This is a genomic window from Thermaerobacillus caldiproteolyticus (genome assembly GCF_015326725.1).
In the GTDB taxonomy this organism is placed as follows: Bacteria; Bacillota; Bacilli; order Bacillales; family Anoxybacillaceae; genus Thermaerobacillus; species Thermaerobacillus caldiproteolyticus.
Genome location: NZ_CP064061.1, coordinates 18,432 through 34,031 on the forward strand (window position 1 = coordinate 18,432; position 15,600 = coordinate 34,031).

Consider the following 15,600-nt stretch of genomic DNA (forward strand, 5'->3'; position numbering starts at 1 on the left):
ATTGATTAAAGGAGGAAAATGAACAATGGCAAATACTATTAGCATTTATGATCCTCGTACTATGTTGGAAGCAGTAAAACAGATGCTTCCTGTTAACACATTTTTGAAAAGCACGTTCTTCACCAATACTAAAACATTTGTGACTGAAAATGTTGATGTGGATTTTTACAAAGGACGTCGTAAAATGGCACCGTTCGTCTCTCCACGTCTGCCTGGAAAAATTATGGATCGTCAGGGATTCGAGACCAAGACCTACAAGGCTCCATTGATTAAGCCGATGCGCGCGATTACAGTCGATGACCTACAGCAACGATCCATGGGAGAGCACATTTACGCAGCCAAATCTCCAGAGGAACGTGCTATTGAGCTGCTGGCGAGTGACCTGGCTGAACTGGACGATGCGATTACCCGTCGTGAGGAATGGATGTGCGCTCAAGTTCTATTCACCGGAAAAGTAGACATGATTGGCGAAGGTGTTAACCAAACTCTTGATTTCAGCTTTACCAACAAGGTAGCTCTTAGCGGTACAGACAAGTGGAGCGATCCTAACAGCGATCCGATTCAAGATTTAAAAAACTGGCGTTTGGCTGTCATCCAGAAATCCGGCATCACTCCAGATATGGTCATCATGGCATCTAATGTGGTGGATGTTTTTATCAACCATCCAAAAGTAAAGGACGTTCTGGACAATCTTCGCATTAAACTTGGACAAATTGAACCGCGCGTTCTGCCGAATGGCGTGACCTTTGTCGGATCCATTACTAGCCTTGGCCTTGATATTTACAGCTACGATGAATGGTACTTTGATGAGGAAGAGCAAAACGAAAAAACGATGGTTCCTGCCGGTACGGTTGCCGTTCTGTCCACTCGCGCTAAATTCAGTATGCTCTATGGAGCTGTTACTCTCATGGGCGATAACGAGCAGTTTATCACTTATGAAGGTTCTCGTATTCCATACAGCTGGACCGAGAAAAACCCGGCTCAACGATTCATTCAGCTGAACAGCCGTCCTGTGCCGGTTCCATTTGAAGTAGACAGTTGGTACGTAGCACAGGTGCTGTAGGAGGGATGAGGCATGCCAATTAGAACAGTTTGGCCAATCCGTTACAATGGAACAGAATATCCACCAGGCAAGCTGTTAACCGAGCTGGATAAGGACGAAGAAAAACGCCTAGTCGAAAAGCGTCTAGCCACTTACGAGAACATTGAAGATGACGATCTACAAGTGGCTGACTTTCAAGACAGCGATGATACTCAAGAAGGCGAGCAACAGGATGGCGAACAATCAGAAACGAATGAAACTGATAAAAAAAAGGCAACAAATCGAGCCAAAACATCGCGGGGTAAAGGAAAATGACAAACTTTCGTGATCAACTGGCGGCTGATTTGGATGCCTTTTTTAATACGGATGAGTTTGCTGAATATCACGACATTGATGGACAGCAAGTTTTGGCCATTATTGGGTCCGATGAATTTAACGAGCGTCCACGACATCCAGAATATCTTTTTAGGAACACCGATGGTATATATCAATCATCAATCACGATTTTTGTGAAATCTACTGATTATGATAAACCGGTAGTTGGACAACAGATTTACGTTGATGGAGAAGACTACTATGTTGTTTCTGTTTCTGAAGAATGCGGATTGCTCAAAATTATTGCTACGGCAAATGAAGCGTAGGTGAAATAAATGATTGAATTGAGCATCGAACATATGGAACGTTTAGAACAAGCTTTACAGGAAACACCTGAAAAAATTCCACGCGCGGCTGCACGAGCTATTAATCGTGCAGCTTATACTGCGCGAACAGAGGCAGCAAGAAAAGCGAGACAAGAATATGTCATCCGTCATGGAGATGTGATTAAAACAGTCAAAATATATCCAGCTAATGAGGGGGATTTATCAGCTTCAGTTATTTCCAAAGGTTCGGTAATTCCCCTCATCAAATTTAAAGTTAATCCTAAAACACCCCAGCCAAAAAGGAAGAAACCATTAACAGCAATGGTTCGAAAGGGAGAAGGTGGACCGATTGCACGTGCTTTTACGGCACAAATGAAATCTGGATATATAGGTGTATTTCAACGCGCAGGAAAGCCTAGATATCCAATCAATCAACTATATGGTCCATCGATTCCGCAGATGATCGGCAGTCGTAGCGTTTCGCAATGGGTGGAAGACAAGGCACGTGAAAAACTTAGCGAGCGTCTGGAACACGAAATCGATCGAGCTTTGGAGGAATAATTATGTCTAGTCTTATGACAAGCATAGGGTTAATTGATACATTAACCGAGAAAATCAAACAGTGGGTCACTCAATATAGATTGGAAACCACTCATCGAGGAGTCCGTAAACCTCCTCAAGTTCGACAACAGTTTCTTCCTCCTAAAAAACGAAAGGAAGAACAAGAAATACCTGATTATCCGCATGTCATCGTTCGGTACGTAAGGGAACGAATCAAAGACGGAACAAATCTTGTACAGATTCATATTATTGCTGGAACTGTATGCGATGATCACGAAGTCGGTTTCCGCGATGTTTTAAATGTGTTGACCCGCATAAAAAACGAAATGCTAAAACAACCGACTTTTGGAGCCTTTCAGATAGAAGAAGAGGGACTATCTATCGATATTCCAGAAGAACAGTATGCTCCTGAATGGGTCGGATATATTGTTGCTGAATACATCATACCTAAAGTACAAAACGAGGGAGGTTTGCCATATGTCAGCCAAATCTAAGAAAAATACGGAAGAAGTTGCTGTTGATCAAGAAAAACAAGAACAAACAGAAAAACTAGTTGTTGGACAAGAACAACAGGAACAACTAAAACAACAACCAGAAGCTCTAATTTATGTAGGACCATCGCTTCCTAACGGGATGTTAACAAAATACACTATCTTTTCAAACGGGATTCCAGATCATCTCAAATCACATTTTGAAAAATGCCCAGCATTTAAAAGGCTATTCATTCCAGCTAGTCAGCTTACTGCAGCAGAAAGTCGATTGAAGGATACTACGTCAGCTGAATCGGTATTCTATCGGCAAACAATCGAATATTTCACAAGAAAGGGGTAATGGATAGATGACATATCAACACGGAGTTAGTACAACTGAAATTTCAACTAGTGTACCGAATACGCCTCAAGATTCTTCAGCCTCTAAAGTAACTGTAGGTTCGGTTCCGATGGTAAATGTAGCTGTAGGGACAGCTCCTATTCATCTTGTAGGAAATGGACCAGTTAACAAGCCGATTCTTGTAAAATCATTCGATGAAGCTAAGAAAAAACTGGGTTACAGCGAAAATTTTTCTGAATTCACTTTGTGCGAAGCGATGAATACCCATTTGAAACTGTATGAAGTCTCTCCTATTGTCTTGATCAACGTATTGGATCCAGAAAAACATAAAACGGATGTAACCGATCAATCCATTTCGGTACAAAACAAAAAAGCAGCCATTGATCAAGAGGGGGTTCTCCTCGACACACTTGATGTAAAAACATCGCCAGGGGGAACAACTCTTGAAAAAGATGTTGATTATACAGCTGTTTATGACGAGAACGGTAAAGTGGTCATTTCAGCTATAGAGGGAGGAGCTATTACTGATACAACTACATCATTAGTGGTTTCATACTCTCATTTAGACTCTTCAAAAGTGACAGATGCTGATATCATCGGGGGATATGATATTGAAACCGGGAAATCAACGGGTTTGGAACTAATTAATTCTGTATTTCCGACATTCCGTATGGTTCCTAGCACTCTCATTGCTCCAAAATTCAGTAAAAAACCTGCTATAGCATCTGTCATGAAGGCCAAAGTGAAAAACATTAACGGAGTTTTTAAAGCAGAAGCCTACATTGATATTGATACAACAGTTGCAAATGTTTATACCAAAGCGGTTGAATACAAAACAGACAATTATCTTTCTGATGAATATGCAACATTATTTTGGGGTGACGTAAAACTAGGTGACAAAATCTATCATCTATCCTCTCATGCAGCTGCATTGACAGCTCAAACGGATTCTCAGAACGATGATATACCTTTTGTTTCTCCATCGAATAAGTCATTAGTAATGGACGCTTTAATAGCAAACGGACAAGAAGTTGCCTTGGGACAAGACCAAGCAGCTTTTTTAAATGCTAACGGTATTGTAACAGCTCTAAACTTCATTGGTGGTTGGAAACTATGGGGCAACCGCACAAGCGCATTCCCAGATAATACTGATGTAAAGGACGCGTTCATCCCTATTCGTCGTATGTTTAACTGGGTTGGAAATAACTTAATTGTATCGTTTTGGCATAACGTTGATGATCCAAATAATGGTCGATTAATTGATCAATTTATTGATGGTTCAAATGTTTGGATGAATGGTCTTGCAGCTAGAGGAGCTACTCTAGGCGGACGTGTTAAATTTCTTCCAGAAGAAAATCCGACTACGGATTTGTTGAATGGAAAAGTGCGATTACATTTATATATGGCTCCGCCACCTCCTGCTGAAGATATCGATGTTCTTGTTGAATTTGATGTGTCATACCTAAGCGTACTTACGGCGTAATTAAGAGGAGGTATCATAGATGAATCAAATACCTGAAAAACTGAATGATTTTCGTGTTTACTTGAACGGTAACAATCTCGTTGGAATAGCTGATGTTCAGCTCCCTTCTTTTGAACATATAACAGAAACAATCAAAGGAGCAGGAATCGCCGGAGAATACGAAAGTCCAACGATTGGACACTTTCAATCCCAGAAGGTAACTATCAACTGGCGTGTTTTAAACGAAAGTGTCGTTTCTTTGATCGCACCGGTTGTTGGCACTTTTGATATTCGGGGCGCAAACCAAATTCTAGACGCAGCGACGGGATCATACATTAAAGTTCCTTGTCGAGTTCTAGTTCGAGGTATAGCAAATAAAAACGAACTTGGAAAAATGGAAAAAGGATCTCCGTATGATGCAAGCAGTGAGGTTGAAATTAATTATATCAAGATCCAGGTAAACGGAAAAACACTTGTGGAACTCGACAAGCTAAATTATAAATTCGAAGTTAATGGTGTAGATTATCTTGCCGACATCCGTAAAGCACTTGGAATGAATTAAAGGGGGAATGAATAATGACAGAAGTGAAGTTATCTCGACCAATCGAAATTGATGGTAATAAAATCGATACAATCAAATTAGATTTAGAAAAGCTCACGGGCGATGATATTCTCAAAGTGGAAAGAGAGTTGCGATTAAAAGGAGTAAGTTTTAATATCCTGAGTCAGGAAACACAAATAGCAATTGCAGCGCGTGCTTCCGGAATTATTCTTGACGATCTACAAAAGTTGCATTGGTCCGACTTCCTTGACGTAACGGCACAAGTGCAACTTTTTTTAATGAATATGGAATCCGAGGAACAAAAGACATCCGAAAAACTGCAATGAAGTTAGCTAAGTCTACTGAGACATCGATGGAATATTACCTAAATCTAACATTCTTCGAACTTGAAGAATGGATAGATGTAGCAATTGAAATCGAAAAAGAAAGAAACGAGGGGTGAGAGCGTTGGCTAGAAAAGTGTTTGAAGTCAGTTTTCATATCGCAGGTCGTCTTGCAAGTAGTTTTACCAGCGCTTTCACTTCTGCTTCGGCTAAAGCAGAAAAATTAAAACGGGACACAAAAGAATTAAAAGCGAGTTTACGCGCGCTTGATCAACAATATAAAAGCGGTAAAATTGCCACAGAACAATATGCTGCAGCGCATCAAAGGCTATCTTCTCAATTAGAGAAGAATGTACAAAAACAAAAACAACTCCAAGAACAGATGAAGAAACAGCAGCAAATGATGAAAAATATGAATGATTTTCGAGGAAGAGCGGCTACAACAGTAGCAGCCGTTCTTCCTTTTGCTGCTGCTTCTGCTGCATCAACAGCAGCTGCCTATTCATCTGTTCACAAAGCAATGGATTTTGAATCTCAGCTTTCTTCAATTAAGGCGGTTACGGGTCTAACCAATGCAGAAATGCAAAAAATGAGATCCCTTGCTCTCGAAGTTGGAGCAAAAACAAAATATAGTGCTTTAGAGGCGGCGCAAGGGATTGAAGAATTGTTGAAAGCAGGGATATCACCGGCTATTGTAAAAGCTGGTGGTTTGGAGGCATCTTTAAACCTAGCAACAGCTGGTGGGCTTGATCTAGCTGAAGCAGCTGAACTTATGAGCGACTCTTTACATGGGTTCAAAAAAGATGCTTTGACAGCGGCTCAAGTGGCAAATATTCTCGCTGGTGCGGCCAATGCCTCTTCGTCTGACGTCCATGAGCTTAAATATGGGCTAAGCGCGGTAGGTCCTGTTGCGGACGGAATCGGCGTTAGCTTTAAAGAAGTGAATGCTACCCTCGCAGCATTCTCGAACAACATGCTAAAAGGTAGCGATGCCGGTACATCATTTAAAACATTCTTGTCCAACGTTCAACCAAAATCGAAACAAGCAGCGACTTTGTTTCAAAAATATGGGCTAATTTTAAAAGATGGAACAAATATTTTATTTGATGCAAATGGTCAATTGAAAGATATGGCCGAAGTCGCAGAGATTTTGCATCAAAAATTCGGAAAGCTAACCGACAAAGAACGTACAGCTGCTTTCTTTGACATGTTCGGTTCGGACTCCATTCGTGCGGCAACTATACTTGCTAAAGAAGGCGCTGCCGGTATCAAAAAAATGTACGACGAAATGTCAAAAGTCACAGCGTTGGATGTCGCGAAAGAAAAGATGAACAATGCAGCTGGTGCTGTGGAACAGCTCCACGGCGCATTCGAAACGTTGCAAATCATTGCTGCTGAGGGAACTTTGCCAGTCATTAAGAAGGTAGCATTTGCGGCGGCAGATATTTTTGAACGAAGCGCCCCTAAAGCCGAAAAGTTTGGAAAAAGAGTAGGGAAAGCCCTTGATGATATTCTGGCTCCATTCACAACGACTAAACCAAAGTTTGATTTAATGCGCTCCAAAATGGACCCAGAATATCTAAAACAGTATTATTCTGAGCTCGCAAAATGGAATAAATTCAAAAACATGGACTTTAGCGACAAGGTTATATATGCCTTGGATGAAACCGCGACAAAAATTGAAGACTGGGTAAACGGTCCAGGCGGAAAAAAATTCGAAAAAATATTTGTGAAGCTTGCCGAAATTTCCATAAGGGCGTATGTTGGGGCGCTAAAGGGCCTTTTGTCTAGTTCTATTAATCAACTAGGACAAGGAAACTTTGCTAGTGCAGCAGGTCTTGGTATAGTAGCTAACATGTTGACAGGCGGCTTACTGGCTAAAGGAATTTTTTCCGGCGGTAAATTCCTTTTAGGGAAAGGAAAATTAGCAGGCGGCAGTGCCATAAAAAAATTAACACAAAAGCGTGAAACACTTCCTATTCTTCAAGGAAACAATGCAACGCCTAAAAATATTGGTAAAGTAGTATATCTAAATGATTTTAAGCGAACAAAAGTTTCCCCTGTTGCAAGCAAAGCGGCTGAACAAATGACAAAAGCATCTAGCAAACTTTCTAAAGCAGGAGAACTCCTCCAAAAGACAGGTAAAGTGGCCGGAAAAGTAGCTCTACCTTTGACGGTCGCTAGCGAATTATACGACATCTACAAATCAAAAGATAAAGTTAAAGCTACAGTCCAATCAGCTGGCGGATTAGCTGGCGGATGGGGTGGAGCAAAAATTGGTGCCGCGGTAGGGACTGCGGTCGCACCAGGCATCGGTACCGTAATCGGAGCAGCTCTTGGTGGTCTCGGAGGATATGTAGCTGGAAAATGGATGGCCGGAAAAGCGACTGATGCAATTAGAGCGAAAAGTGCTAGTCCAAGTGCTACATCTTCTGATGCAAAAATCAATGTAAACACTAATGCTATAAATCAAAAAATCAATTCACTAGTGGCTACCATCTCAATTGCCGAACAAAATTTTCGAATACTAACAATGTACTCCGGACAAGCATCGGCAAAAATAGTCGGTTCCATTTTTCCTTTGGCACAAAATGCCCAATTGGCGGCTCAAAACATGTCAATTCTGACGATGTATGTTGGCCAAGCGTCTGGAAAAGTAGTAGGTGGCATTTTTCTTCTTGCTGATTATGGAGCGAAGGCATCCAGCAATCTTTCAATCTTAGCGATGTATATTGGCCGAGCAAGTGGATGGGTAGTTTCGTTGTATGATATTCAATCTGGAGCCGACTCCGTAAAAAAGGCATTAAACAAATTGGCGAAAAAAATCAATTCAACTTCTGTTCCGAGCCTTTCTTTGAAAGCAGAAGGAAAAGTGAAGAAATATGCTCGTGGTGGAATTCTTCGTACGCCGCATATAGGGATGGTAGCGGAAGAAGGACCTGAATCATGGATTCCGATCAAACAGGGAGACAATCGTGCATTAGCGCTTTGGAGAGAAACTGGTCGCTTACTGGGCGCTGATTCATTAATGAGCAAAGCGAATCAATTACCGGTTTCTAGCGGCTCTAATGTTCAATATGTATATGCTCCAGTAATACAAGGAGTGGAAAAACATGAAATCGAGCCAGTTTTAAAAAGAGAACGGAGCAACTTTGAAAAACAAATGCAGGATTACCAACATAAGAGAAGGAGAGTGTCGTTCTCGTCATGAGACAATATCGAACTAAGAGCGGCGACACGTGGGATAAAATCGCATACGAACAATTAGGGAGCGAATATTTGCTCCCTCTTTTATTAGAAGTCAATCAACAATATCGGTATGTTGTTCAGTTTGAAGCCGGAGTGTTGCTCAACATCCCTGATGTGGAGGAAACAGATTATGATAATACTCCAGATTGGTTGCGTGATGAAGAAGATGAGGAAACAGAAGAAGTTGACGAAGGAATTGACGAAGGGGTTGACCAGCCGTGGAGAATGGAAGAAGAGTCTATCTAGACATTCGGTATAACAACAAAAATATTTCAGAGGATTTATCTCCTTTTATCACGGAATGGTCACATACAGACAATATGAGTGGAGAAGCTGACGATATATCTATCTCTTTAGGCGATCGAGAGAAAAAATGGATGGGCACATGGATGCCGTCAAAAGGAGCAAGTTTGAAAGTAACCTCCATTTATATGGGGTGGGATGATCCAAAAACGAAAAAGAAGTATCTCGGCGTATTTGAAATTGATGAAATTGAAATTTCTGCTCCTCCTTCTCGAACGATTACTCGCGCCATTTCTGTTCCTGAAACTTCTTCATTACGCACGGAAAAACATCGTTCTTGGGAAAAAGCAACGCTGAAAAAGGTAGCTGGAGATATCGCAAAAGCAAACAAAATGAAATTTTATTTTGATTCTGAGGAAAATCCGGAGCTTGAGCGTGTTGAACAAGCTGGCGAAACAGACTTGCGTTTTCTCATGAAACTGTGTACAGATTCAGGATTAGCGCTAAAAGTGACTAACAACAGTATTGCTATTTTTGATGAGGCGAAATTTGAAAGTACGCCAGCGAAAAGCACAATTAAACGCTCTGACGAAAGAATTCTTGAATATCAGGGACGAACGACACTAACTGGAACGTACCGCGCATGTCGCGTTGAATATACGGACCCTCGGAGAAAGAAAACGATCAAATATACATTTGTTCCACCGAAAGCACCGAAAACAGGGCGAATTCTTGTTGTCAATGAACAGGTGAATTCGCAGGCACAAGCAATACGACTCGCAAAGAAAAGGCTCCGAGAAGAAAACAAAAATGCTACAACCTTTACTATACGAATGGCAGGCATGACGGATTACTATGCTGGCCAGACCGTTAATTTGAAAGAGTTCGGTGCTTTCGATGGAAAATACATTATTACGCGAGTGAATACTGTTGGGGGACAAAAAACAGAGACAACACTTGAATTACGCAAATGTTTGGAGGGGTATTGATGAAAAAATGGATGGATGTGGGTCGTGTTTCATCTATATACCCGGAACGATGTACTGCGCGTGTATATTTTGAAGACAAGAATATGGTTTCAAGGGAATTACAGGTTGCGGTGCGTGGAGCTCAAAACAATAAAGATTTTTGGATGCCAGCGATTGGTGAACAGGTTATCTGCTTATTCTCTCCAAACGGAAATGGCGAAGGGTTCATAATTGGTGCGGTATACAATGATGAGGACAAACCACCTGTCCAAACTGAAAAGAAGCGGCATATTCAATTTGAAGATGGGGCGTTTTTTGAATATGACGTCAGTAACCATGTACTGACTCTCGACTTTAGTAAGGTATCCGGCGCAAAAGTCATTTTGAAAAACTGCCAGCTGATTGAAAGTTAGGTGATTACATGGCGAAATTCGCTACTTTCGGGACTATTACTTTCGAAGTATCACCGAAAAAAATCTATACGATTGACGAGTTTACTAGAAGCGGAGGCGCGCGTTGGGGATCACATGAAATTATCGGTAAAAAACCTATGCCTGAATTTCTTGGACCAGGACAAGATGAAATCACTTTTTTAATCCGTTTAAGCATCATGCATGGAGTAGATCCAAGAAAAGAATTAGACAAATTACGAACGCTTAAAGATAACGGGACAACGGCACCTTTTATTATTGGTAGCGCGCCGATTTCAAATAGCTACTGGTATATAGAGTCACTTGCGGAACGACATAAAACATACGACAGTAAAGGTCAGCTAATCACAGCTGAAGCAGAGTTGACTCTAAAAGAGTATCCTCGCGTGGCTCCCAAAACAGGATCTCAATCCAAACCAAAACCACAACCTAAGTCTAACAGTAATAATGTGTCAAAACGAAGTAACATCGGCATCGTGACTATCAAAGTGAATATGTTGAATATTCGGTCGGGACCTTCTTTAAATGCGAGAATAGTAAAAGTCGCACGTAAGGGTCAGAGTTATAAGGTGTACGGGACAAAGAAAACGGATATCACTTGGTACGATGTAGGGGCAGGATTATACCTGTCTGCTGGAAGCAAATATGTCTCGTTCAAAAAAGTGTAGGAAAGGGTGAAATTCATGTACGTTGTTTCATTGCTTGACTCCATTGACTACGGAGCTACAGGCGTAGATGCCATCATTCAAAATGTTCGATTCATCCTTTCTACCGAATGGAATTCTTGTGTTCTCAACCGTTCACTTGGTTGGATACAGGATATCAAAGACGGTCCAATTGATTTTGTGAAATCACAACTTGCTTCTCGTATCGTCGAAGCAATTGAAACAAGAGAGCCTCGAGCACAAGTAGAGGAAGTATTATTTGATGTTGACCCACTAAATGGACGATTGATCCCGACTGTAAAGGTGGTGATTCAAGAAGATGCCTCGATTCAATCTGCCTGATATTCAATTTATTAGCGTTGATGCTGAAGAAAGTGAAACAAATATTGTCACAAGATTTGAAGAATTAAGAGGGGTGACACTTACAGATGCAGACCCACGTCGACAGCTTATTAAATCATTTGTATACGGTTTAGTGTTGCATGCGAATGCAGTAGATTACAGCCTCAAACAAAAATTACTTTCCTATGCAACGGATGACTTTCTTGATCATCTAGGGGAAAATGAGCTGACACCACGTCTTGGACCAAAAGCAGCGACTACTACTGTACGCTTTGAGCTAAGCATACCTTTTGGTGAAACTCCAGTCATTCCAGCGGGAATAAGGGTAACTGGTAATGGAAGTGTTATGTTTGCAACCCCAGAAGATATAAACGTTACTTATGATATGTCTTATGTGGATATTAAAACGGTGTGTACAGAAACAGGAACGATTGGTAACGGATTCCTCCCAAATCAAATTAACCAGTTAGTGGACCGTGACCCGATACCTTTTGTTACCAAGGTATATAACATCGACAAATCAGATGGCGGAGCGGATTGGGAAGAAGATGATCCATACGCAGAAAGGATACGGCTGTCTCCTGAAAGGTATTCAACAGCTGGGCCCGAAGAGGCATACATTTATCATGCGAAGAGTGCCAATCAATTGATTGTAGACGTTTCTGTCAGAGAAGCAGGAGAAGGGACAGTTGAAATCGTTCCTTTATTACAAAACGGAGAGCTTCCGGATGAAGCGATACTGTCACAGGTACTTGAAGCTTGTAGTGACAGAAAAGTCCGTCCTTTAACGGACCATGTTGTCGTTTCAGCTCCGCAACAGGTTGAGTACGATATCGATGTAACTTACTACATTTCTTCTGAAAAAGCGAGCATGGCCACAACGTTACAAGCGAATATTGATCAGGCTGTTCAAGATTATATTATCTGGCAAAAACAGAAATTAGGTCGAGGTATTGATCCTAGCGAACTAATTCTGCGCATGAAACAGGCTGGGGCGGCACGTATTGACCTGGTATCTCCTGTTAGCTATCAATCAATTGAAAAAAATCAGGTAGCAAAAGAAAGAAATGTGTCTATTGTATACGGGGGCGTAACGAATGCGTAATGAACTACTTAACATAGATCTTGTTGCTCTCCTTCCGGCTAGTCTTCACAATGACGAAGATACGAAAGCGATCATGCAAGCTGTTTCGGAGGAAATGCAGCGACTGTTTCAAAAATGTGAAGAAATTCTATCACAGGATATTCCTGAATTTTTATTGGACCTCATTGCATTTGAAAGGCATGTAGATTTTTATTCCAATGATTTACCTGTTGAGCAAAAAAGAAAATTGATTAATCGTTCAACTTTCTTTCATCGTCAAAAAGGAACTCCTGCAGCTGTCGAGGAGTTAATCACCACGGTATTTGGAGAAGGAAAAGTTGTAGAGTGGTTTGAGTATGGAGGCCAGCCATATCACTTTAAGGTAGTTACTAGCAACCGTTCTGTTACTCAGGAAAAAGCAGAACAGTTCTTACAAGCGCTTAATTCGGTGAAAAATGTACGTTCAGTTTTAGAGAAAATTGAAATTACGCAATCGGAAGATATGAATTTGTATTTCGCTGGGGTTGTGCATATAGGAGAAAAAATGACAATCAGGCAGGTGGTTTAAGTGGGCGCGTTTGGTGGATTAATTCAAACAAATCGAGGCCGAAATCTTCAAGCGAAGGCACAAACAGGAATTCCCTTGCAATTTACCAGAGTTGCACTTGGAGATGGCCAATTAGGTGGAAGTCTGATTTCCGACTTAAATGCGTTGAAAAACGAAAAATTGTCGTTGCCGATCACTAAGTTAAAGGTACTACCTGATGGTCAAGCAGTGATTGGAGTAGTGTTTTCCAATCAGGATTTGACATCAGGTTTTTATTTTCGAGAAATAGGGGTATTTGCTCAAGATCCAACATTAGGGGAGATTTTGTATTGTTATGGCAACGCGGGAACAAGTGCCGAATATATTCCTGCGGGCGGCGGAGCGGATATTATCGAAAAGACTATCGATATCTTTACGATTATTGGAAATGCTCCTAATGTAACAGCGGTGATTAACCAATCGATGGTATATGAAACTCCAGAGGGGGCGCAACAAAAGGCAGATGAAGCTGAGGAAAACGCAAAAAACTATTTCGATAGCCAAAAAGGACAACCGAACGGCGTCGCAACACTAGGACCGGACGGCAAAGTACCTGCGTCACAATTGAACGTTAGCACAACCGCCAATGCAATCACCATCACGGACAGCGGCGGCTATTACACGGGCGGAGACGTTGAATCCGCACTCCAAGAAATCGGTCAAGCGTTTAACGCTGTACGGGGCAATTTAATCACGACAGTCAATGCAATTTTGAATGACCGATAAGAGAGGTGATTCGTAATGACAACGGTAATAGATGCAACAGTCGTCAACCAAGCGTATGACACATCGGGTAACGGCGGGCGTAAGTTTGTACGGTTGAGTAATGGTTGGTTGGTTGAACTTTTATACGATACTACTAACAGCAGATATATTTTTCAAGTAACAAAAAACAATGCGACAAGTCATGAACAATTATGTTATGTTCAAGCTAATACAGGGGATTCATTTCTTTCTGGCGGTAGTATTATAAACAAAGGTAATAAAATTTATGCGATTTTACCTTTTAAAAATAGTGTTAACAATTACTTTATTATAGTATATGTAATCGACGCTGAAACACAAACGAATGTCAATATTTATAACGGAAACGCTGTATTAGATACAGTACAAACGGCTCTTGGTACAACTTCCATCGCCATCAACGAAGCAGGAACGGAACTCCATGCGGCATGGGCATCGAAAAACTCAACGTATCCGAACAGCTTTAATATCCGTTATGCGAAAGGCACGATTAACGCCGACGGTAGTGTGACGTGGGGTGCGGTTGAGCAGGTTACAAAAGTAAATACAAGCGGAAATTATTTTCAAAATCCTTCTGTATTACCGAACGGGAAAATTGTTTGTGAATATTACAACGGTGCTAGTTATTTTATCGCTATATTCGATAAAAACTTCGCAAACTTTTATTTTCAAAACACGATTGTAAACTGGGGTAATAATTTAATCTATTCAGGCAACTCATACACCCAATCCTCCCCATCCGCAATATTCGTGCCGCAAAGCGTAAACGGATTAGCGAATGGGCTTATCGGAAACGCATGGCACGGTACAGACAGCGCAAGTGGAGGCGTTAACTATATCCGTTTCAGTAAGTCGACAGATGGTGGCGCAAACTGGTCTACACCGCAGAAACTTGTTCCGGGAACTAATCCGACATTAACCGCAAACAAAAACGGCAAATTGTTTATCACTTACGAAGATAACGGAGTAACCAAACGAATTGAATCGACAGATAATGGTGATACATGGTCGGCTCCAATTACGGTAGGTAACGGAACGAACCCATCTTCTTTATTCGATTTAACGCTTAATATGTCCGAGCCATTAACGATAAGAAAAGGAACATCAAGCGTATTGTTTAGCGGTGCGTGGGTCGTAACAACCATATCCGTCACACCGGGCTATATCGGACAAAAAACAAGTTCCGATAAAAGCAATATTTTGTCGTATTCCATCACGACAGACGGAACGATGTCCACCATCACCGAAAAAATCAACGGAACAACCATCGCAACACGAACGAATCCAACAAGCGGGCAACAGTTTACGGTTAACTTATCGCAAGCGCAATGGGATGCGATTAAGTACGGAAACGCCCATACGCTCACTATCGAAATGAACGGAGAAACATGGGTATATACATTTGACAAGCTATTACACGCCAACGATGACATATTAAGCGCAGTAAAAGGCGTACAGGATTTACAAACGCATTTGAACGCAATCAAAGCACAATTAGGCGCGGCGATTCGTGCGAAGGGCGGAACGGTGAATGATACGGATGCTTGGAGTGCGTTTGTGAGTGCGGTTAATGGGATTCCGTTAGGTAAGAAGTTTGCAAAAGGAACAGGGATGACAGATGCATCGAATATGCTAACTATCACGGGTTTAACTTTTCTTCCGTCTGTTATTGTTATAGGAAGAGTAGGACAAACCACTGAGGGTCCGATGGCTTCTTTTTATAGAGATGTCAACGCCAATTATTATCAATCGGGGTCGGGTTACCTTGCCGTTACTACTAAAGGTGGTTATATTAACGCAACAGGGTTTAAATTGGATACACAATACCCAAACACAAACATGTACTGGATAGCTGTTGAATAAGGA

General features: G+C 41.4%; 19 protein-coding genes. All 19 read left to right on the forward strand.

All coding sequences use genetic code 11. From position 1 onward, the window contains the following. Positions 1–25 precede the first annotated feature (25 nt). The 19 genes from ISX45_RS19085 to ISX45_RS19175 all read left to right on the forward strand — a co-directional run bounded on the left by ISX45_RS19085 (position 26) and on the right by ISX45_RS19175 (position 15,597). On the forward strand, positions 26–1,063 hold the full coding sequence (locus ISX45_RS19085) for a major capsid protein (RefSeq protein ID WP_194520817.1): 1,038 nt from the start codon (positions 26–28) through the stop codon (positions 1,061–1,063). A gap of 12 nt (positions 1,064–1,075) precedes the next feature. Beyond that, positions 1,076–1,357 (forward strand): hypothetical protein, encoded by a 282-nt coding sequence (locus tag ISX45_RS19090; RefSeq protein WP_194520818.1) that lies wholly within the window; start codon positions 1,076–1,078, stop codon positions 1,355–1,357. Then, on the forward strand, positions 1,354–1,683 hold the full coding sequence (locus tag ISX45_RS19095; protein ID WP_194520819.1) for a hypothetical protein: 330 nt from the start codon (positions 1,354–1,356) through the stop codon (positions 1,681–1,683). Before ISX45_RS19090 ends, ISX45_RS19095 begins: the two co-directional genes overlap by 4 nt. Positions 1,684–1,692: 9 nt before the next feature. Next, positions 1,693–2,244, forward strand: a complete 552-nt coding sequence (locus ISX45_RS19100) for a phage tail protein (protein ID WP_194520820.1) — start codon at positions 1,693–1,695, stop codon at positions 2,242–2,244. A 2-nt stretch (positions 2,245–2,246) separates the two neighbouring features. Then, positions 2,247–2,738: a hypothetical protein gene (locus ISX45_RS19105; protein ID WP_194520821.1), complete on the forward strand. Its 492-nt coding sequence runs from the start codon at positions 2,247–2,249 to the stop codon at positions 2,736–2,738. Next, on the forward strand, positions 2,722–3,075 hold the full coding sequence (locus ISX45_RS19110; protein ID WP_194520822.1) for a hypothetical protein: 354 nt from the start codon (positions 2,722–2,724) through the stop codon (positions 3,073–3,075). Before ISX45_RS19105 ends, ISX45_RS19110 begins: the two co-directional genes overlap by 17 nt. A gap of 7 nt (positions 3,076–3,082) precedes the next feature. Continuing rightward, positions 3,083–4,558 (forward strand): phage tail sheath family protein, encoded by a 1,476-nt coding sequence (locus ISX45_RS19115; RefSeq protein ID WP_194520823.1) that lies wholly within the window; start codon positions 3,083–3,085, stop codon positions 4,556–4,558. Positions 4,559–4,577: 19 nt separating this feature from the next. Next, positions 4,578–5,099, forward strand: a complete 522-nt coding sequence (locus ISX45_RS19120; RefSeq protein WP_194520824.1) for a phage major tail tube protein — start codon at positions 4,578–4,580, stop codon at positions 5,097–5,099. Between the two features lie 14 nt (positions 5,100–5,113). Then, a complete protein-coding gene (locus ISX45_RS19125) occupies positions 5,114–5,425 on the forward strand; it encodes a phage tail assembly protein (RefSeq protein ID WP_194520825.1) in 312 nt (103 codons plus the stop codon). A gap of 121 nt (positions 5,426–5,546) precedes the next feature. Next, positions 5,547–8,633: a phage tail tape measure protein gene (locus tag ISX45_RS19130; RefSeq protein ID WP_194520826.1), complete on the forward strand. Its 3,087-nt coding sequence runs from the start codon at positions 5,547–5,549 to the stop codon at positions 8,631–8,633. Next, positions 8,630–8,917 carry a tail protein X gene (locus tag ISX45_RS19135; RefSeq protein WP_194520757.1) on the forward strand — a complete coding sequence of 96 codons (288 nt, stop codon included), beginning with the start codon at positions 8,630–8,632 and terminating at the stop codon, positions 8,915–8,917. The genes ISX45_RS19130 and ISX45_RS19135 overlap by 4 nt, the downstream gene beginning before the upstream one ends. After that, positions 8,890–9,903 (forward strand): phage late control D family protein, encoded by a 1,014-nt coding sequence (locus tag ISX45_RS19140; protein WP_194520758.1) that lies wholly within the window; start codon positions 8,890–8,892, stop codon positions 9,901–9,903. The genes ISX45_RS19135 and ISX45_RS19140 overlap by 28 nt, the downstream gene beginning before the upstream one ends. Then, on the forward strand, positions 9,903–10,295 hold the full coding sequence (locus tag ISX45_RS19145) for a phage baseplate assembly protein V (RefSeq protein WP_194520759.1): 393 nt from the start codon (positions 9,903–9,905) through the stop codon (positions 10,293–10,295). The genes ISX45_RS19140 and ISX45_RS19145 overlap by 1 nt, the downstream gene beginning before the upstream one ends. Positions 10,296–10,303: 8 nt before the next feature. Continuing rightward, positions 10,304–10,981 (forward strand): phage tail protein, encoded by a 678-nt coding sequence (locus ISX45_RS19150; RefSeq protein WP_194520760.1) that lies wholly within the window; start codon positions 10,304–10,306, stop codon positions 10,979–10,981. A gap of 15 nt (positions 10,982–10,996) precedes the next feature. Then, on the forward strand, positions 10,997–11,320 hold the full coding sequence (locus ISX45_RS19155; RefSeq protein ID WP_194520761.1) for a hypothetical protein: 324 nt from the start codon (positions 10,997–10,999) through the stop codon (positions 11,318–11,320). Next, a complete protein-coding gene (locus ISX45_RS19160; RefSeq protein ID WP_194520762.1) occupies positions 11,298–12,425 on the forward strand; it encodes a baseplate assembly protein in 1,128 nt (375 codons plus the stop codon). The genes ISX45_RS19155 and ISX45_RS19160 overlap by 23 nt, the downstream gene beginning before the upstream one ends. After that, a complete protein-coding gene (locus tag ISX45_RS19165; RefSeq protein ID WP_194520763.1) occupies positions 12,418–12,972 on the forward strand; it encodes a phage tail protein I in 555 nt (184 codons plus the stop codon). The genes ISX45_RS19160 and ISX45_RS19165 overlap by 8 nt, the downstream gene beginning before the upstream one ends. Next, on the forward strand, positions 12,973–13,716 hold the full coding sequence (locus tag ISX45_RS19170; RefSeq protein WP_194520764.1) for a phage tail-collar fiber domain-containing protein: 744 nt from the start codon (positions 12,973–12,975) through the stop codon (positions 13,714–13,716). Positions 13,717–13,731: 15 nt separating this feature from the next. Continuing rightward, on the forward strand, positions 13,732–15,597 hold the full coding sequence (locus tag ISX45_RS19175) for a sialidase/neuraminidase family protein (RefSeq protein ID WP_194520765.1): 1,866 nt from the start codon (positions 13,732–13,734) through the stop codon (positions 15,595–15,597). The last annotated feature ends 3 nt before the right edge of the window (positions 15,598–15,600 follow it).